The organism is Trinickia sp. (genome assembly GCF_051953955.1).
Taxonomy (GTDB): domain Bacteria; phylum Pseudomonadota; class Gammaproteobacteria; order Burkholderiales; family Burkholderiaceae; genus Trinickia.
Window position 1 is genome coordinate 87,909 of the sequence record NZ_JBQCIF010000124.1, and the last position, 18,699, is coordinate 106,607.

19 protein-coding genes are annotated in these 18,699 nt (G+C 64.9%); 10 read left to right on the plus strand and 9 right to left on the minus strand.

The features are described 5' to 3' along the window. Positions 1–197 precede the first annotated feature (197 nt). Together ACTHNZ_RS22965 and ACTHNZ_RS22970 are read right to left on the minus strand one after the other, a co-directional pair. On the minus strand, positions 198–485 hold the full coding sequence (locus tag ACTHNZ_RS22965) for a DUF1330 domain-containing protein (RefSeq protein WP_440544884.1): 288 nt from the start codon (positions 483–485) through the stop codon (positions 198–200). A gap of 92 nt (positions 486–577) precedes the next feature. Beyond that, positions 578–1,045 (minus strand): VOC family protein, encoded by a 468-nt coding sequence (locus ACTHNZ_RS22970; protein WP_440544885.1) that lies wholly within the window; start codon positions 1,043–1,045, stop codon positions 578–580. Positions 1,046–1,587: 542 nt separating this feature from the next. Between ACTHNZ_RS22970 and ACTHNZ_RS22975 the strand changes: the two genes are divergently transcribed. The 3 genes from ACTHNZ_RS22975 to folE all read left to right on the plus strand — a co-directional run bounded on the left by ACTHNZ_RS22975 (position 1,588) and on the right by folE (position 4,143). Then, positions 1,588–2,913, plus strand: coding sequence for an MFS transporter (locus ACTHNZ_RS22975; RefSeq protein ID WP_440544906.1), 1,326 nt, complete (start codon positions 1,588–1,590; stop codon positions 2,911–2,913). Positions 2,914–3,087: 174 nt separating this feature from the next. Beyond that, positions 3,088–3,336: a hypothetical protein gene (locus ACTHNZ_RS22980; RefSeq protein WP_440544886.1), complete on the plus strand. Its 249-nt coding sequence runs from the start codon at positions 3,088–3,090 to the stop codon at positions 3,334–3,336. Between the two features lie 135 nt (positions 3,337–3,471). Next, positions 3,472–4,143: a GTP cyclohydrolase I FolE gene (gene folE, locus ACTHNZ_RS22985; RefSeq protein WP_440544887.1), complete on the plus strand. Its 672-nt coding sequence runs from the start codon at positions 3,472–3,474 to the stop codon at positions 4,141–4,143. Here the strand turns inward: folE and ACTHNZ_RS22990 are convergent. From ACTHNZ_RS22990 to ACTHNZ_RS23015, 6 genes are all read right to left on the minus strand, one after another. After that, a complete protein-coding gene (locus ACTHNZ_RS22990) occupies positions 4,106–5,041 on the minus strand; it encodes a DMT family transporter (RefSeq protein WP_440544888.1) in 936 nt (311 codons plus the stop codon). The genes folE and ACTHNZ_RS22990 overlap by 38 nt on opposite strands. A 162-nt stretch (positions 5,042–5,203) precedes the next feature. Beyond that, positions 5,204–6,016, minus strand: a complete 813-nt coding sequence (locus ACTHNZ_RS22995; RefSeq protein WP_440544889.1) for an AraC family transcriptional regulator — start codon at positions 6,014–6,016, stop codon at positions 5,204–5,206. 17 nt (positions 6,017–6,033) lie between these two features. Next, the gene (gene epsC, locus ACTHNZ_RS23000) at positions 6,034–6,978 is read right to left on the minus strand and encodes a serine O-acetyltransferase EpsC (RefSeq protein ID WP_440544890.1); all 945 of its coding nucleotides are present in this window, start codon (positions 6,976–6,978) and stop codon (positions 6,034–6,036) included. Positions 6,979–7,075: 97 nt separating this feature from the next. Then, complete coding sequence (locus tag ACTHNZ_RS23005) at positions 7,076–7,312, minus strand: hypothetical protein (protein ID WP_440544891.1); 237 nt, start codon at positions 7,310–7,312, stop codon at positions 7,076–7,078. A 447-nt stretch (positions 7,313–7,759) separates the two neighbouring features. After that, entirely contained in the window at positions 7,760–9,340 is a 1,581-nt protein-coding gene (locus tag ACTHNZ_RS23010) for an aldehyde dehydrogenase (NADP(+)) (protein WP_440544907.1), read from the minus strand. A gap of 239 nt (positions 9,341–9,579) precedes the next feature. Next, entirely contained in the window at positions 9,580–10,878 is a 1,299-nt protein-coding gene (locus ACTHNZ_RS23015; protein WP_440544892.1) for an Nramp family divalent metal transporter, read from the minus strand. Between the two features lie 314 nt (positions 10,879–11,192). On the opposite strand from ACTHNZ_RS23015, the gene ACTHNZ_RS23020 reads away from it, so the two are divergent. The 7 genes from ACTHNZ_RS23020 (at position 11,193) to bluB (ending at position 18,226) form a co-directional block, all read left to right on the plus strand. Then, the gene (locus ACTHNZ_RS23020; RefSeq protein ID WP_440544908.1) at positions 11,193–12,182 is read left to right on the plus strand and encodes a cytochrome c oxidase subunit II; all 990 of its coding nucleotides are present in this window, start codon (positions 11,193–11,195) and stop codon (positions 12,180–12,182) included. After that, positions 12,179–14,131, plus strand: coding sequence for a cytochrome c oxidase subunit I (gene ctaD, locus ACTHNZ_RS23025; protein WP_440544893.1), 1,953 nt, complete (start codon positions 12,179–12,181; stop codon positions 14,129–14,131). The genes ACTHNZ_RS23020 and ctaD overlap by 4 nt, the downstream gene beginning before the upstream one ends. A 38-nt stretch (positions 14,132–14,169) precedes the next feature. Continuing rightward, a complete protein-coding gene (locus ACTHNZ_RS23030; protein WP_440544909.1) occupies positions 14,170–14,778 on the plus strand; it encodes a cytochrome c oxidase subunit 3 in 609 nt (202 codons plus the stop codon). Between the two features lie 28 nt (positions 14,779–14,806). Then, complete coding sequence (locus ACTHNZ_RS23035; protein WP_440544894.1) at positions 14,807–15,136, plus strand: hypothetical protein; 330 nt, start codon at positions 14,807–14,809, stop codon at positions 15,134–15,136. After that, complete coding sequence (locus tag ACTHNZ_RS23040; protein WP_440544895.1) at positions 15,127–16,110, plus strand: cytochrome c oxidase assembly protein; 984 nt, start codon at positions 15,127–15,129, stop codon at positions 16,108–16,110. The genes ACTHNZ_RS23035 and ACTHNZ_RS23040 overlap by 10 nt, the downstream gene beginning before the upstream one ends. Continuing rightward, entirely contained in the window at positions 16,107–17,432 is a 1,326-nt protein-coding gene (locus ACTHNZ_RS23045; RefSeq protein WP_440544896.1) for a c-type cytochrome, read from the plus strand. The genes ACTHNZ_RS23040 and ACTHNZ_RS23045 overlap by 4 nt, the downstream gene beginning before the upstream one ends. A gap of 119 nt (positions 17,433–17,551) precedes the next feature. Then, the gene (gene bluB, locus ACTHNZ_RS23050) at positions 17,552–18,226 is read left to right on the plus strand and encodes a 5,6-dimethylbenzimidazole synthase (protein ID WP_440544897.1); all 675 of its coding nucleotides are present in this window, start codon (positions 17,552–17,554) and stop codon (positions 18,224–18,226) included. Between the two features lie 13 nt (positions 18,227–18,239). On the opposite strand, the gene ACTHNZ_RS23055 is transcribed toward bluB, so the two are convergent. Then, on the minus strand, positions 18,240–18,485 hold the full coding sequence (locus ACTHNZ_RS23055) for an H-NS family nucleoid-associated regulatory protein (protein ID WP_440544898.1): 246 nt from the start codon (positions 18,483–18,485) through the stop codon (positions 18,240–18,242). Positions 18,486–18,699 lie beyond the last annotated feature (214 nt).

Here is an 18,699-nt window from a genome sequence, read left to right on the forward strand (position 1 = left end):
GGCGGAGCCAATAGCGAACGAGAAATCCTTACCAATCATTACGTCATTCTTTCTAAAAACTTTCCATTTAAAGATAATTCAGATTGTCAATAGCTGTTGTAAAAGACCATCGGTTTTGATTGCCGACGATACGCAAACGTTTGCGGAACTTGCGCCCATTTACACACACGCGGCAATTTGCAATCGGGCAGATAACGCTACGCCCCCTCGACGATGATCGCCTCGGCCCGCGCGGCGCGTTCACGAATCGCTCTTGCCGCTCGGTACGCGGGCGAGTCGTACCAAGTGCGCGCCTCCTCCACGGTATCGAATTCCAAGACCACGACGCGCTTCGGGTCCCAGGCCCCCTCGAGCGTGCTCGCCGGCCCACCGCGAACGACATAGCGCCCGCCGTATTGCGCAACGGAAGGCCCGGCCAGTTCCCGATACGCCCCGTATTGCTCGGGATCATATACGTCGATGTCGAAAATCACGTAAGCGGTCATGGGCACGCCCTCCTTCATCAAGTTGAACTGCAAAGCCCGATAGTACCGGCGGATGAGGCGGCCCTCCAAGCCGCCGGCACTTAATTCTCCGATCAGTGCTTCTGCATCTCCGCCATCGCGCGCTGCATTTCTTCAGGGCTCGGATCGCGCATGTGCGAGGCAATGTGCCAGAAATGGCCGTACGGGTCTTCCACTGCACCCCAGCGATCGCCCCAGAACATGTCGGCGAGCGGCATCTTCACCGTCGCGCCGGCAGATACGGCCCGGTCGAACGCTTGATCGGCGTTCTCGAAGTACAGATAGAGGCTGACGGGCGTGCCCTTGAGCGTCTTCGGGCTGAGCGATCCACATTCGGCGTTTTCTTCGGTGATCATCAACACCGAGTTGCCGATCTTGAACTGTGCATGTGCAATCTTGCCGCTAGGGGCCGGCATGCGGAACAACTCCACGGCGCCGAATGCCTTCTGATAGAACGCGATCGCCTCTGCTGCGTTCGCGCAGACGAGATGAGGCGTCACGGTATGCATGCCTTCAGGAATGGGTTTCACGGATGAGGTCATGGCAGCGCTCCATTGTCAGTAAGTAGTCAGTACAAGGTTGATGAACGGGCCTCTTGGACATCGGTAGACCAAGGGCGAGCCTGCGTGCGTCCGGTCGCATCACAGCGTTCGCCCCGAGCATTCGTCATTTCGTGAGGCTCCGACCTTACGACGAGCGGGCGCGCGCCATTTCGACATCGGTGCCTAGTTTTTTTGAATGGATACGCTGGCGTGCTCCCGCGCGCACTGAAATCTAGGCGATCCATCGCGATCGAGCCGGACTTTCTGCCTGCACGAATCACGAATTTGCCGTGGTGCAGCATGCCGACCTCTGTACGAACGTCCGTATTCGCACCACTTGTTAAGTAGTTGACGACATGTCACATTCGCAAGGGGGTGACTTTGGAAGCGCTATTCGATCGAAACGCAGGCGCTGCAAGGCATTCGAAGACATTCGACAGCACAACGCAAAAGAACGGAAAGAGGCGAAGATGTCAAATCAGCAATCTCTAGCAATCGCAGCGCGGTTCGACCGCCTGCCGCCGTCGCGCACCGTGTGGACCATGGTGATGCTCATCTCGCTCGGCGGCGTATTCGAGTTCTACGACCTGTTCTTCACCGGCTATGTCGCGCCCGGCATGGTGCAGTCGGGATTGTTCAAGCCCGAATCGCTCGGCTTTTTCGCCGCACTCGCGCCGATCTCCGTCGCGGGCTTCGGCACGTTCGTTTTCGCGACGTTCGCCGGGCTCTGGCTCGGCACGCTCGTCTTCGGTTTCGTGGCGGACCGGTTCGGACGCCGGTTCGTCTTCACCTGGTCGCTGGTCTGGTACGTCGTCTGCACGGCCATCATGGCGTTCCAGCACTCGGGGCAGGCCATCAACATATGGCGGCTCATCGCCGGCATCGGCATCGGCGTCGAGCTCGTCACGATCGACTCCTACATTTCCGAGCTGATTCCGAGCGGCGAGCGCGGCCGCGCTTATGCGGTCAATCAGTTCATCACGTTCTGCGTGGTGCCGGTCGTTGCCTTCCTCGCTTTCATCCTCAAAGGCACGCAGCCATTCGGGCTCGACTACTGGCGCGTCGTCATTCTGATCGGCACGCTCGGCGCGGTGTTCGTCTGGATCATCCGCCGCAACGTTCCCGAAAGCCCGCGCTGGCTCGCACGGCAAGGGCGCATGGACGAAGCCGAGCGCATCGTCGCCGATATCGAGCGCCGCGTCGAAGCCGAAAAAGGCATCAAGCTGCCGCCGCCACAGGCCATCGGCAACGAAGCGGAAGGCCAAGGCGCATTCAGCGAAATCTTCGGTCCGCTCTATCTGAAGCGCACGATCTTGCTGTCCATCTTCAACATGGCGCAGGTGATCGGCTTCTACGGCTTCGCCGCCTGGGTGCCGACGCTGCTCATCAGCCGCGGCGTGCACGTCACGACGAGCCTGCAATACGCGTTCATCATCGCCATTGCGAACCCGTTCGGTCCGCTGCTCGGCACGCTCTTCGCCGACAAAATCGAGCGCAAGACGCAAATCTGCGGCGGCCTGCTCATCATGGGCATCGTCATCGCGCTGTTCTCGCAAGCCTCGGCCCCCGCGCTGCTGATCGTGCTCGGCGTGCTCTTCACGCTGGCCGCGAACGTCATGTCGTACGCCTATCACGGCTACCAAGCGGAGCTCTTCCCCACGCGCATCCGCGCGCGCGCGGTGGGCTTCGTCTATTCCTGGAGCCGGCTCGCCGCGGCATTCGCGGGCCTTGCGATCGGCGTCTTGCTGCACAAGTACGGCGTGCCCGGCGTGGCCATCTTCATCGGCGCCGCGATGGTCATCGGCATCATCATGATTCTCATCGGGCCGTCGACCAAAGGACGCTCGCTCGAATCGATCAGCCACTGACCGCCCCGATCCGCCTCCGACGAACCGCACGCGGTGCAACGCCGCGTGCGCTCGATGCGCAACAGGCGTACTCTTTTTCCATGGTGGGTACTTCGCCAGTTGATGCCAGCCGCGCGCGCCCATGCCGGCTTGCATCGTCGAGCAAGCGCTAACTCTGGTTCCGAGGAGGCCTCAATGACCGCACCGGTTCGCACGGGCACCCATGTCGAAGGCATTCATTGGGTCGCCGAATATCTCGAAGACACGCATGAAATCCGCGTGCTGCGCGAGGGTTTCGAAGTCGGCGTGTGTGACGCGCCGCCCAGCCTCTTCGGCGAGGAAGCCGATGCCGGCTCGAAGAGCGTCGCCGATCATCGTGCACTCGACGCTGCGCTGCGAGCGTACTTGTTGCGCTTCGTCGCCGAGCACGACGCCGAAGAATAGCCGCGGCGCCAACGCTTCGATTCGCATCGCTTCCGGCAGGGGTGCCGGGCGCGAGCGATACGCAAGAAGTGGGAATCATGCAACAATGCCGCGATCTCAGAGAGCCGCGCAGGCGCAGCACACCAGGAGCAAACGATGAAGGAAGGACCCCGAGCGAAAAAGGCGGGCCCGGCGAGCAAGCGCGGCAAACGCGCGGAGGCATCGGCAGCGCTACCTTTGCGCCCGAGCCGCGACGAGGCGGAAGCCGCCGTGCGCGTGCTGCTGCGCTGGGCCGGCGACGATCCCGCACGGGAAGGTTTGCTCGATACGCCGGCGCGCGTCGTGCGCGCCTACGAGGAATTCTTTCAGGGCTATTCGCACGATCCGCGCGACATCCTTGCGCGCACGTTTTCCGAGGTGGATGGCTACGACGAAATGGTCGTGCTCAAGGACATTCGCTTCGAAAGCTACTGCGAGCATCATATGGTGCCGATCATCGGCCGCGCGCACGTCGCGTACCTGCCGAATCGCCGCGTCGTCGGGATCTCCAAGCTCGCGCGCCTTGTCGATGCGTTCGCGAAGCGGCTCCAAATCCAAGAAAAGATGACGGTGCAAATCGCCGACACGCTCAACGATATCTTGCAGCCCAAGGGCGTCGGCGTGATCCTCGAAGCCGCCCATCAGTGCATCACGACGCGCGGCGTGCATAAGCCGGGCGTGCAGATGGTGACGTCGCGCATGCTCGGCTCGTTTCGCGACGATCCTTCGACGCGGCGCGAATTCTTGGCCATCATCGGCAACGTGGGCGGAGCGATTCCGAACGTCTGAGCGGTGCGCCGTCGCACGCAATGAGCACGACGGCACCGAGCACGCACGCGATCGCCCACCATTGTGCCGGCACGATCGCTTCGTGCAGCACGATCGCTGCAAATGCGGCTGCCGAAACCGGCACGAATGCCGTCAACGCACTGGCTTGCGCACCGGCAATGCGCGCCGCGCCGGCGAACCACAACATGAACCCGCCGACGGTCGGCACCAGTGCGTAATAAACGACGCCCGCGACGGCCGTTCGCTCGTAGTGAAGCGCCCAGGGCCGTTCGAGTAGCGCCGGCGCGAGCGACAAAGCCAGGCCGATCCCCGACATCAGCGTGGACATTTGCAGCGGTGAAACCGGTGTCCGCAGGCGCTTTCCGAGCAAGATGAACAACGCTTCGCCGAGCACGGCGAGAAGGACGAAGGCGTTGCCGAGCAGCACCGATGCCGATCCGCCCGAGCCAGCCTCGCCCCCCCCGTCGCCGCCCTGCATCGTGCAGACGAGCACGCCCGCGGTGGCCAATGCAACGGCGCCCATCGTCAGCGCTCCCGGCCGTTCACGCAGCGCGACGATCGCCACGAGCGCCGCCACGGCCGGCAGGCAGCCCGCGATCACTCCAGCATCGGTGGCCGAGGTCAATCGCATGCCGCTCAGCAACAGCACCGTATAGCCGACGCTGCCGGACCCGGCTTGCAGGACGAGCAGCATCGCCTCCCTTCCGCCCACGCGCGGCCATGCTTCGCCCGTCAGCTTCATCGCGAGCACGAAGAGCGGAAATGCGATGGCAAAGCGCAGCGCCGTCGCGGTGAACGGCGGCAGCCCATGCGCGATCAGTTTGCTCGCCACCACGGTGCTGCCCACGCCGATCATCGCCAGCGCGCAAAAGAGGTAACCCATCCAACGTGAACGCATCGTGTCGCTCCCAACGCAAAAGGATGCGACGCAGATTAGGCGGATCGGAACGAAGGGTCTTGAACGAAATTGCAGCGAAGCGACGATGACCGCGAGGCGCAGAGCAGCCGACTCGACGAAGTCCACTCCAAAAACGCTTCAGCTACGGACGCTGCCCCGCGGCTAGCGAACCGCGCCGGCGTACTGTGCCGGCGTCACGCCGAAGGCACGCGCGAACGCGCGCGTCATATGGCTTTGGTCCGCGAAGCCCGCACTCGCGGCTGCATCGGCGAGCGGCAAGCCTCGCTCGATCAGGCGCCGGGCGAGCGCAATGCGCCTTTGAATCAGATAAGCATGCGGCGGCAACCCCGTCGCACGCACAAAGCCTCGCAACAGCTGGAACCGGCTCAAACCCGCATCGAGCGCAAGGCTGGCCAAGGTAACGGGTTGGCACGGATCATCATCGATACGCGCCTTGGCGTGTTCGATCGATGCGACAGCGCCGTCGATCGCTGCATGCGCCGAGGCATGCAGCCGCACGGTGGTATGGCTGCGCACGCACTCGGCCATCAACGCGTACAGCGCTTCTTCGCACGCCAGGGCGTCGGATGACGCGGCAGCGTTCGTCGCCGCGGCAAATGCGCGCTTGAAACACGCGGCGAAGCCGTCATCGCGCAACACGGGCCGCTCGAGTTCGACCGCGGCCGGCGCGGCCGCCCCTAGTTCCAACGCGACGTCATGAACGACGCTCGGCTCGAAGTAGAGCATGTGCCACGCACGGCCGCGCTCGTCGAACGCCCTGCCGTCATGCACTTCGCCAGGGTTGACCGTAATGACGTCGCCGGCCCGCGCCTCGACGGGCCCGCGCCCGCTTGCCGACCGCTGGGCGCCGCGCCACATCACGCCAATACCGAACGTGTCGTGCGAATGACGGGCAAACGAGCGCGTCGTATCGGCTGTCGTCGCCTGCACGCCGGCGACGGTGCAACGATGCATGACGACGCGCCCGCCGCTCATCGGCGTGTACGGACGCGCGGCTCGCCGTCGTCGCCGCGCGCGCCCTCGCGCACGCTGCCTTGCGAGACGCTCGCACCGGCCGCGACGCTGTGCGTGAGCCAAACGTTGCCGCCGATAACGGCACCGCGCCCGATCGTCACGCGGCCGAGAATCGTGGCGCCCGCATAGATGACGACGTCGTCCTCGACGATCGGATGCCGTGCGTGCCCCTTGACGAGCGTGCCGTCGGCATCGGCGGGGAACGTTTTAGCGCCGAGCGTCACGGCCTGATAAACGCGCACGCGCTCGCCGATGATCGCCGTTTCGCCGATGACGACGCCGGTGCCGTGATCGATGAAGAAGCTAGGGCCGATCTGCGCGCCCGGATGAATGTCGATCCCCGTCAGCGAGTGGGCGATCTCGTTGATGAAACGCGCGAGCAACGGCACACCGAGGCGGTGCAGCGCGTGAGCGAGCCGGTGATGCATCATGGCGAGCACGCCGGGGTAGCACAACAGGATTTCGGTGATGTGCTGCGCGGCGGGATCGCCGACATGCGCGGCTTGAATATCGCTGACGAGCATCGCGCGAATGCCCGGTAGTTGCGCGCCGAACGACCGCGTGATCTCGAATGCGAGCACTTCGAGCTCCGGCGCCGGCGTGTCGGCATGCTCGGGCAGAAAGCGCAGCGCGCGACGCACTTGCTCGCACAGAAGCCGCAGCGTGCTTTCGAGCGTATGCCCGACGTAGTAATCGACGCTTTCGTCGGTCAGATCGGCCGCGCCGTAGTGCGTCGGAAACATGACGGCCCGCAGGCCCTCGACGATGCCGACGATGGCCTCTCGTGACGGCAGTTCGCGAATGCCGCGCGGGTGGCGTGTTCGGTGGAGCTCTTCGCGCGACGCGCGCAACTCGGCCACGATTTGATCGAGGCCCCAATGGCGGGAAAGCGAATTCGGCATGATGGTGAGGACGGCGGCAATACGGCTTGTATGTCGGAGATGCGAAGAGATTACCGCGTTTCACGCGACGTTGCCCGGATGCGTCCTCCGCCGGCCCTTACACCGTCAAGCTGCTTGCGTCGATCCAGCGCACGGCCCAGTCGCGCGCATGCGCAATGGCCGCCGCTTCGTCGGCAAAACGCAGATCGTTGGGGAAAAATCGGTTCGCGACGAGCTCACCGTCGCTCGAGCGCGAGATCACGACATACGGCTGAAAAGAGCCGTCTCCGGACCGCGCGGGCGCGCAATTGAGCAAGTATCCGCGATGCGTGAATGCGGCGTCGGGGTAATGCATGAGTCACCTGCCTCCCTGAATACGCTTGCTGCGGCGTCGTGCGATGCGTCGCGCAGCCGCGAAAGCGAGCGCCTGACTGCGTTTTGACTACGGGCGCAGGCTCGCAGGATTCGAATCATACTCTGTAGGGAACGTCGGTTCTATCGAAAAAATTGCCGTTTTTCCGATCCATGCATCGAATGAGCCGCCGCGCCAAGCCCGGCTTGAGCCGGAACAGCTTTTGCAGCGCCTGCGTGTCGGTTCGTGCCCAAGCGGGCATCCGAACCCGACCCTGTGCCCGCGCACAAGCGACGCTCGTAATGCGTGTAATTGTTCGGGGCCGCCCTACGGCGAAGCAAGCAGCCCAAAGAAGGAGAAGAAGCGAGTACGCAGCCTCGATGCAGCGGGCCTATCGACGGCGAACGAGCGCAGCCATGGCGGCTGCCGCTCGTTCGCGCATTCGTTCGATCAGCGCCGCTCGAACGTGCCGTCGCGCAACCGCCAAAGATTCAGCGGATTATCGTCTTGCACTGCTTCCGGCAGCAATTCGGCCGGCAAGTCCTGATAGCAGACGGGGCGCAAGAACCGCTCGATCGCGAGCGTGCCCACCGACGTCGAGCGTGGGTCCGACGTAGCCGGGAACGGGCCGCCATGCACCATCGCATGCGAGACTTCGACGCCCGTCGGATATCCGTTCGCCAAAATGCGGCCGGCCTTGCGCTCGAGCGTGGGCAGCAGCTTGCGCGCAAGTTCGACGTCGTCGCGCTCCATATGCAGCGTTGTCGTCAATTGGCCTTCGACGTGCTCGGCCAACTCGATCATTTCGTCGATGTTCGCGCAGGTCACGATGAGCGACGTCGGCCCGAAGATTTCATCTTCGAGCGGCGGCGCCGCGAGGAAGTGCGATTGCGTCGTCGCGAACAGCTCGGGCAAGGCCGCATGCTGAGCATCGGTGCTCGCCCCATGCGCGAGACGCGTCACGCCTTCGACGCCCGAGCGCCGCTGCACGCCGTCGCGATAGGCACTGGCGATGCCCGCGGTCAGCATCGTCTGCGCGCCCTTCTTCTCGAGCGCTTTCGAAGCTGCTTCGACGAACGCTTGACGATGCGGGCCGTCGAGCACGACGATGAGCCCAGGGTTCGTGCAGAACTGACCCACGCCGAGCGTCAGCGAATCGACGAAACCGTTCGCGACGGCTTCCGCGCGCGCGGCGAGCGCGCCCGGCAAAACGAAGCAGGGATTGATGCTGCTCATTTCCGCATAGACGGGAATCGGCTCGCGGCGACGCGCGGCGATGTTCATCAGCGCGATGCCGCCACCGCGCGATCCCGTGAAACCGACGGCCTTGATCGCGGGGTGCGCGACGAGCGCTTCGCCGACGGCGTTGCCCGCCCCGAGCACGAGCGCGAACACGCCGGCAGGCAGGCCGCACTCGGCCACGGCCTCTTGAATCGCGCGGCCCACGAGTTCGGACGTGCCCAAATGAGCGGGGTGCGCCTTCACGACGACGGGGCAGCCGGCGGCCAGCGCCGACGCCGTATCGCCGCCCGCCACCGAGAACGCGAGCGGGAAATTGCTCGCGCCGAACACGGCAACGGGGCCGACGGGGATCTTGCGCAGACGCAGGTCGGAACGCGGCAGCGGCTTGCGCTCGGGCATCGCGGAATCGAGCGTCGCGCCGAGCCAGCGGCCATCGCGCACGAGTTGTGCGAAGAGCTTGAGTTGGCCCACCGTGCGTGCGCGCTCGCCTTCGAGTCGCGCTTTCGGCAGCGCCGATTCGGCGTGCGCACGCTCGATCAGCGTGTCGCCGAGCGCCATGATGCGTTCGCCGATTGCGTCGAGCAGGCGTGCGCGCGTCTCGAGCGGCGCCTCGCGGAACGGATCGAGCGCGGCGCCAGCCAGCCGGCAAGCGCGATCGACGTCGTTCGCGTCACCGGCGCCGAAGGCCGGCTCCATTTCGGCGTTACGAGCCGGGTCGAACGCGCGCAGCGTTCCTGCGGTCCCGCGCACTGCGCCGCCGCCGATCAGCATGTCTCCCGTGATCTGCATCGTCAGGTTCTCCAGTTGAGCCGGCGCTTGCCGGCAAGTAGTCGCAATGGCGATGACGGGCCAAGCCACGTCGGAACCTTCGATGATCGCATGGATCGGCTTTCGGCGATGAATGCCGGTCGGGTTGCCCAAACTGTGGAACATCCCGGAAAAGCTCCCTTTTTTGCGCGCTCCCGAAAACGCTCACCTCATTGCTTGCGTTCGTGGTCGCGGCCAGCAATCGCCGGGCTACGGCCCGGTTATGGCCCGCTCAACGTCTGCCCAAGCAACAGCGCATTCATCGCCACGACGATGATTAATACCGCCACGGCCAGCAGCAGCATCGCGCGCCCCAACCGATGCTCGCCCATGAGTCGCCGGCTGCTCGCGAATCTGATCAACGCCAGCATCGGCACCGGCACCGCGAAGCTCAGCACGACCTGGCTCAGGACCAGCGCGCGCGTCACGCCAACGCCGAGCGCGACGACGATGAAGCTCGGCACCATCGTCACGAGGCGCCGCAGCCACAGCGGCAGGGAGACGCCTAGAAAGTCCTGCATGATCATCTGTCCCGCCATCGTGCCGACGACCGAACTGGAAATGCCCGATGCCATCAGCGACGTCAAAAACAAACCCGCTGCCATCGAGCCGAACAGCGGCGTCAACGTGCGATAGGCCGCACCGATCTCGGTCATCTCGCGATGCCCATTGTGAAACGCACCGCACGCCATGATGACCATCGCCATGTTGACGAGCCCCGCCACTGTCAGCGCAATCACCGTTTCTGCGTTCGCATAGCGGACGAGTGTCGCGCGCTCGTCCTCGCTCCGCGGCACGACGCGCTCGCCGCTCAGTCCCGAATGCAAGAACAGCGCATGCGGCATGATCGTCGCCCCGACGATGCCGGCGCAGACGACAAGCGCCTCCCGATCGGGCACCACCGGGACGAACATGCCGTGCAACACCGGGCGCCACGGCGCACCGACGAACAAGAGCTGCGCGACATAGGCGACGGCGATCAAGCCGACGAGCGCGCCGATGGCGACTTCGATCGGACGAAAGCCGCGTCTTTGCAGCAACAGCAGCCACCAGGTGAGCACCGCCGTGATCGTCATGCCGACCAGCAACGGAATGCGCGCCAGCAGCGAAAACCCAATCGCGCCGCCCAGGAATTCGGCAAGGTCGGTCGCCATCGCAGCAACCTCGCTGATCGCCCACATCGCGAGCGCAACGGGCCGCGGCAATCTGCCCGCGCAGAGCTTGGCGAGGCTCACGCCGGTCACGACGCCGAGCCGCGCCGAAACGGCCTGAAACAGCATCGCCGCGGCGTTTGCGAACAGCACGGCCCACAGCAGCGCATAGCCGTAGCCGGCGCCGGCCTGCAGGTTCGTCGCGAGGTTGCCCGGGTCCATATAGGCCACGGAAACGACCACCGCCGGCCCCGCGAACGGCAGCAGCAAATGCACGCCGCGCCGGCGGCCGGCAAGCGCTTCGCGAACCTGCGACGCCGTGCGCGCACTCCGACTGCGCTCGCGCTCCGACACAGGCGTGTCGTTCATGATCAAGCCTCGCTTGGAGACCGACGACGGACCGTTGCCGCCGAGCACACGCGTTCCATGCGGTCTCACTTCGAATGAATACACGTCAAGTTTGGCAGCGTTCAAGGCTTTCGACAGTATCCGCCTAAGCCGCTCGCCGCACGCAAATCGGGAATGGAACCTGCTGTCTGCAACGCGTCCGCCTGCATGCACCACGCCGCCTCATGAACAGACCGCGCGCCTCGATCCACTGCCTCAGGCCGCCGACCGTGCGCCTGTTGCTCCCGCGCGGCCGGCATGTCGTCGCAAGGGCCGTGCCGAGCATCGCAACGGCAATGCCGCTCGCGCGCCCGGCTGCCCCGCTCGAGCATAGTGCGCTTGCGCCGGCCGGCATTCAGGCCGAACACATCGCCCGCCTCTGGCAGTTGACGCTGATCGTTTGCGGATGCGTCTTCGCCGCCGTGCTGATCGGTGTCCTCTTTGCGCTCATGCGGCGCCGCGGCGCCACCCCCGCCACGCCGCCGGACCTGTCCGTCAACGTGACGCCGGAGCGCCGCACACGGCGCGCCGTCGTCTGCGTCAGCATGCTCTCGGTCTTCCTGTTGGTGGGTCTCATCGTCGCCGACGTGTTGACCGACCGCGCGTTGTCGAAGCTCCCTGATGCCGATGCGCTGCACATCGATCTGACGGGATGGCAGTGGTGGTGGCAAGCTCGCTATGCCACCGACCACGCACATGCGGCGTTCGCCACGGCCAATGAGCTGCATATCCCCGTGGGCAGGCCGATCGTCATCACGCTGCACGGCGGCGACGTCATCCATAGCTTTTGGGTGCCGAACCTGCACGGCAAGAAGGATCTGCTGCCCGGCATCACTTCGACGATCGAACTAAGAGCCGACCGCGCAGGGACCTACGACGGTCCTTGCGCCGAGTTCTGCCGCGCCGAACACGCGCGGATGGCATTGCGGGTCGTGGCCGAGCCGCCCGACCGCTATGCGGCCTGGGCGACGGCGCAAAGTGCGAGTGCGGCGCCCGTCCCGGCCGACGCGCACGCCGCCCGCGGCATGCGAGTGTTCGAGCAGTCAGCATGCGCGAATTGCCATACCGTTCGCGGCACGAGTGCCGTCGGGCGGCTCGGGCCGGACCTCACCCACTTGATGAGCCGGCAAACGATCGCCGCGGGCGTCCTTCCGAACGACGCCGCCGACTTGACGCGATGGATTCGCGACCCGGGTGCGGTCAAACCGGGCACGACGATGCCGGCCGTGCCGCTCTCCGCGCCTGATCTCCAAACGCTCGTTGCCTGGTTGACGACACTGAAATGACCGAACGCGCCGCTCTTTCCGGGCCGCAGCCCGGCCCGCGTCTCTTCGACGGCCCCGAGGCACCCGAGACGGTGCGCCGGGCGCTGGCCCTCACCTGGGCGGATCCGCCCGGCTGGCTCGGCGCACTAGCGGCGATCAACCACAAGACGATCGCCCGGCGCTTCATCGCCACGACGTTTGCGTTCTTCTTGCTCGCCGGCGTGCTGGCGCTCGTCATGCGCCTGCAGCTCTCGCGCCCCGGCAACCATGTCGTCGGGCCGGACACCTACGACGCGCTGTTCACGCTGCACGGCACGACGATGATGTTCCTGTTCGCCGTGCCCGTGATGCAGGCGGTTGCCGGCTATCTGATTCCGTTGATGATCGGCGCGCGCAGCATCGCGTTTCCGCGCATGAACGCCTACGCCTACTGGATGTTCCTGTTCGGCGGGATAACGCTCTACGTGTTCGCGCTGCTCGGCGCGGCGCCTCGAGCGGGCTGGTTCAGCTACGTGCCGCTGTCAGGGCCGAACTATGGGCTCGGCAAAGGCCCGGACATCTGGGCGCAGATGATCACGTTCACCGAATTGTCGGGACTGCTCGAAGCCGTCATTCTCATCACGACGATCCTCAAGATGCGGGCGCCCGGCATGTCGTTGAACCGCATGCCGCTCTTTGCCTGGGCCACGCTCGTGACACAGTTCATGGTCATCTTCGCGATGCCGTCGATCATGCTCGCCAGCACGTCCCTGATTCTCGACCGGCTCGTCGGCACGCAATTCTTCAATCCTTCGCTCGGCGGCGACGTGCTGCTCTGGCAACACCTGTTCTGGTTCTTCGGCCACCCGGAGGTGTACCTCATTTTCATTCCGGCGCTCGGCTTCATCTCGTCGATTCTGCCGACCTTCGCGCGCCGGCCGATATTCGGCTATACCGCCATCGTGCTCGCTCTCGTCGCCACCGCATTTCTCGCGTTCGGGTTGTGGGTTCACCATATGTTCGCGACGAGCATCCCAGCGCTCGGCAAGAGCTTTTTCACGGCGGCTAGCGTCATGATTGCCGTACCGTCGGGAATACAGATCTATTGCTGGATCGCGACACTCGTAACGGGCCGGCTCGACGTGAAGGCGCCGCTGCGGTTCGTGCTCGCGTTCTTCTTCATCCTCGTCATCGGCGGCATGACGGGCATCATGCTAGGCGCCGTCCCGCTCGATCTGCAATTGCATGACACGTACTTCGTCGTCGCGCATCTGCACTACGTGCTGCTCGGCGGCGCCGTCTTTCCGCTGTTCGGCGCCTTCTACTACTGGTTTCCGAAAATCACGGGCCGACTGCTCGGCGAACGCATGGGCCGCTGGCAGTTTTGGCTCTTCTTCATCGGCTTCAACGTCACCTTTTTCCCGATGCATCTGCTCGGTCTGCACGGCATGCCGCGCCGCGTGTGGACTTATCCCAGCGGGATGGGCTGGTCGAGCATGAACATGACCGCCAGCGTCGGGGCGGTCATGATCGCGCTCAGCATCGCGCTGTTTCTCGTCAACGTCGCGTGGTCGTATCGCCTCGGCGCACGGGCGGGGAACGACCCGTGGGGCGCAGGCACGCTCGAATGGAGCACGCCCAGCCCACCGCCGCCGCACAACTTCGACGCCGTGCCCGTCGTACACGGCCGCGAACCGCTATGGGATCCGCCCGCCGCGCCGGCCTACGTGTCCGGGCTCGCAGCCGACTCTCGCGAGGTGCTCGTCACGACCGTCCTCGATGCCGAGCCCGATTTGCGCTCGCTGTTTCCCACGCCCTCGATCTGGCCGTTCGTCAGCGCGATCGCGACGACGGTGCTGTTCATCGGTTCGGTGTTCACGCCGTGGGCCATCGTATGGGGTTCCATTCCGGTCGTTGCGGCGTTGACCGCCTGGTTTTGGCCGACGCATCGCGAAAACGCAGGTGCCGTTGCCCTGGAGCGCGAACCATGAACACGGGATCGACCACGAGCGCCGGCAGCGATTTCGCCATGTCCGCTGCCTCCGACGCGATCGACGTTCGACATTTGCCGAGCTTCGGCTTCGGCGCCCGCAGCCTCCTATGGTGGGCAACGTCAGGTTTGATGCTGATCGAAAGCACGGGCTTCGCGATCGGCATCGCCATGTATTTCTATCTGCGCGACATCAACGCCGCTTGGCCCCTGAACGCACCGCCGCCCGACTGGCGATGGGGCACGCTCAACACGATCGTGCTCGCCGTCAGCATGGTGCCCAACGCGTTCGTCAAGCGCGCCGCCCAGCGGCGTGATCGAGGCGCCACGCGCGCTTGGCTCGTCGTCTGCCTCCTGTTCGCGATCGCGTTCCTCGTCGTCCGTACGTTCGAGTTCGCGTCGCTGAACGTGACCTGGTATGCGAACGCCTATGGATCGATCGTTTGGTTCTTGCTCGGGCTGCATACGACCCATCTCGTCACGGATACGATCGATACGGCCGTGCTTGCGGTCTTGCTTTACGTCGGGCCGTTCCAAGGCAAGCGCTTCGTCGATGCGAGCGAAAACGCGCTCTATTGGTATTTCGTCGTATTGAGTTGGCTGCCGATCTATGCGGTCATCTACATTGCGCCGCGGATCCACCCATGACCGGACCGGGCGAGGAGGCATCGCAGCGATGAAGACTTGGCTCGGTTTGCTGGCCGCGCCCACCGTCGTGCTGGGCGCACAAAGCGCCGACTATATGTTGGTGCAGTTCGCCTGCCGTTGGGGGACGCCTGCCCCTTTGTGCGCGGTGAGCGCACTCGGTTTCGTCTTCTCGGCTATCGCGACGATAGCGGCGTTCAATCGGTGGCGTGCAACGTCGGCGCCGTTTCCCGCAAGCTACGATGCGCGCAACGCACGCACGGCATCGTTAGCGTTGGCCGCGATGGTCGTCGGCGCGCTTTGCACGCTGATTCAGTTGACGATGTGGTTTCCGCAATGGCTGCTTTCGCCTTGCCTCTAGTCCAGCGCCGTCGGCGCATTGCGGCGCGCGTGCTGTCCGTTGCCTGCGCGGCTGCGCAGTGCGTGCCGGCACACGCGCACGAACTGACCGTAACGGCGGCAGGCACTCCCGTGTTCGGCTGGCAGTTTCCGCTTTGGGTCACGACGTTGCTTGCGATCAGCATCGGCCTTTACGGCGTCGGCTTCGTTCGCCTCGATCGGCGTGGTGCCGCCGGACGCGCCGCGCGCCGAATGCAAGCCGCTGCGTTCGGTGCCGGATGGAGCGCGTTGGCACTCGTGCTGCTCTCGCCGCTCGGCGCGCTCAGCGCTGCACTGTTCTCGGCGCATATGGTCGAGCATGAGGCAATGATGCTCGTCTGTGCGCCGCTCGTGATACTGGGGCGCCCGCTCGGCATCATGCTGTGGGCGTTTCCGCATGCGGCGCGCGTGGCGTTCGGGCGGGCCGTGCGCTCGCGGCAATGGGCCGCGTGTTGGGGGCGGCTCGCCTCGCCGCTGTCGGCATGGATGCTTCACGCCGCTGCGCTCTGGTTGTGGCACGTGCCCGCATTGTTCGAGGCCGCGGTCGCCGATCCGGTCGTTCATACGTTGCAGCACGCGAGCTTCTTGCTTACGGCGCTACTGCTTTGGCACGGCATCGTGGGCGCGGGTGCCACGCGGCACGGCAGCGGCTCCGCGATGCTGTCCTTGTTCACGACGATGGTCCACACGGGCGCACTGGGCGCATTGATCGCGCTGGCGCCCGGCATCTGGTACCCGTCGTACATCGAGTCCGCGAGCGCGCTCGGCATCGACCCGCTCCACGACCAACAACTCGGCGGCCTCATCATGTGGATCCCCGGCGCGGTGGCCTATCTGGCCGGCGCGTTGGCGGTCGCATCGCGATGGGTCAGCCGCGGACATAGCGCCACGAGGCCGAGCCGTTGGCCGGCACTCGCCGCGCAAGACCGCCTTGCTTCGGGGAAACGAACATCATGAAAAAGCCGCCGCGCATGGCCACGGACTTATTCGTGCTGACGCTGCCCGCCATCCTCGCGATCGCCATGAGCGGCTCGAAACATGGCGCGCCGCCAGCCCCCGAGGCGCCCGTCGCCGCCGATGCCGCGTTGCTCGCCCATGGCGAGTACGTCGCCAAGGCGGCCGATTGCGCAGGCTGCCACACGGCCCCCGACGGAGGTGCTCCGTTTGCCGGCGGGCTCGGCATGGCTTCGCCGTTCGGCACCATCAAGACCAGCAACATCACGCCCGATCGGCAATACGGCATCGGCCGCTATAGCTATCAAGAGTTCGACCGCGCCGTTCGGCACGGCGTTGCGCCGGGTGGAAAGGCACTTTATCCGGCGATGCCTTACCCGGAATTCTCGAAGATGTCGGACGAGGACCTGCGTGCGCTTTACGCCTTTCTCATGCAGCGTGTCGCACCGGTCGCGAAGCCGAACGAACCGGCCGACGTCGCCTTCCCCTTCAATCAGCGCTGGACGCTGTACGGCTGGCAGTTCGTCTTCATGCCCCATGGCGGGTTCAAGTCTCATGCACCGAGCGATCCGCAATGGACACGCGGCGCGTACCTCGTGCAGTCGCTCGGGCACTGCGGTGCCTGCCATACGCCGCGCGGATGGGGTTACAACGAGCGCGGCTATGACGAATCGGCGTCTCGCTTTCTGACGGGCGGCATCAACGATCACTGGTTCGCGCCGAATCTGACGGGCGATGCCGGGTCCGGGCTCGGGCGCATGAGCGAAGCCGACATCGCGCGCTTCCTCAAGACCGGGCATGCTCGCGGCAACGTGGCATACGGCAGCATGGTCGAGCAGATCGAAGACAGCATGCAGTACTACTCGGACGCGGATTTGCTGGCGATCGCGCACTACCTGAAAAGCCTGCCGCCCCGGCAGCCGTCGGGCACCTACGCACCGGCCATGCAACCCGCGCGCGCAAGCACGAACGGCAATCGCGTCGCGGATTCACAATCGCTCGGTTACGTGGTCTATCAATCGTTTTGCGCGAAATGTCACGGCGATGACGGCAAGGGCGTGCCGGAGGTATTCCCCGCGCTTGCGGGGAACCCGTCGGTGCTCGCGAAAGACACGACGTCGCTGATCCGCCTCATCGTCGAGGGCGGCAACAGCCCAGAGACGCTGGGTGGCCCCCCGCGACAACGAATGCCCGCCTTCGGCGGCACCCTCTCGAACGCGCAATTGGCCGACGCGCTGACCTACGTCAGAAGCGCTTGGGGCAACGTAGCGCAGCCCATCAGCGGCAACGACGTCGCATCGCTGCGCCAGACTCTGCACAAGTAGAAAGTATCGGACCGTTCTCGGGGACGGCGAAGCGCACTCGCCGTGCGCGCTGGGGTCGGGCGCTTTACACTTCGGGTATTGCCGCCCTCGCGGCGCTTGCAGATAACCGCTCCACTTCCATGGCAATGCCATTTGACGATAATGAACGCGCTGCCATATATCGCGCGATTTACGAACGCCGCGACATGCGGCACTTCGTGCGCGGGGACGTCGACCCCGATGTCCTCGCCCGCTTGATCGATGCCGCTCACCACGCGCCGAGCGTCGGCTATATGCAGCCTTGGCGGATCGGCCGCGTGACCGATGCGGCGTTGCGCGCGGCGCTGCACGCGGCGGTGGAGCGCGAGCGCATACGCACGGCCAATGCGCTCGGCGAGCGGCACGATGAGTTCATGCGGCTGAAAGTCGAAGGCATGCTCGACTGCGGCGAGCTGCTCGTCATGGCGTTGATGGACGGCCGCGAACGCCACGTATTCGGGAGACGCACCCTGCCCGAAATGGATCTCGCATCGGTCGCCTGCGCGATCCAGAACATGTGGCTCGCCGCACGCGCGGAAGGGCTCGGGATGGGCTGGGTGTCGCTGTTCGACGTCGACGAAGTACGCACGCTCATGCGGATGCCGTCCGGCGCCAAACCGGTGGCCATACTCTGTCTCGGCCATGTCGAGGCCTTTTATCCGAAGCCGATGCTGGAGCTCGAACGATGGGCCGCGCGAATGCCCATCAGCGAATGCCTCTACGAAAATCACTGGCCTGGCGAAAAGGCCGCCGCCAAAACGGCCCTCGAGGAATGACGCCGCGCGCGCGTCAGCTCTCGCAGCGGTAGAAATCCATATGCTGGCCGGCCGCGACGGCTCGGCGCAGCCAATCGGGCGGGTCCCCATAGCCATCCCACGTATTGCCCATCGCGTCACGATAAAGGATGGGCCGTTCCGCCTCCTTATCGGCGGCAATCGATTCGGCGACGGCTTCCACGGTAATGCCGTACTCTTCCATGCGGCGTCGCAGCCAGCGAATCAACCGTTCGCGAGCTTCGCCTTCAAGCTGTTCCATCGATGATTCCGGTTATGGTTGATGCGGGGGTGGCTAAATCGCCCCCGCTGACCCGAGCCGAATCATACTCGACTCGCGGCCGAAAGGTTGCAGCCGTCCACAGGCGCATGCCGGGAAGGCAGCGCACGATCGTCATCAGGCGGTGTCGACTCGAATTATCGATACAAAATCAACAAAAAGCAAAAGCAGCAAAAAGCCACTGCGCAAATTCCCA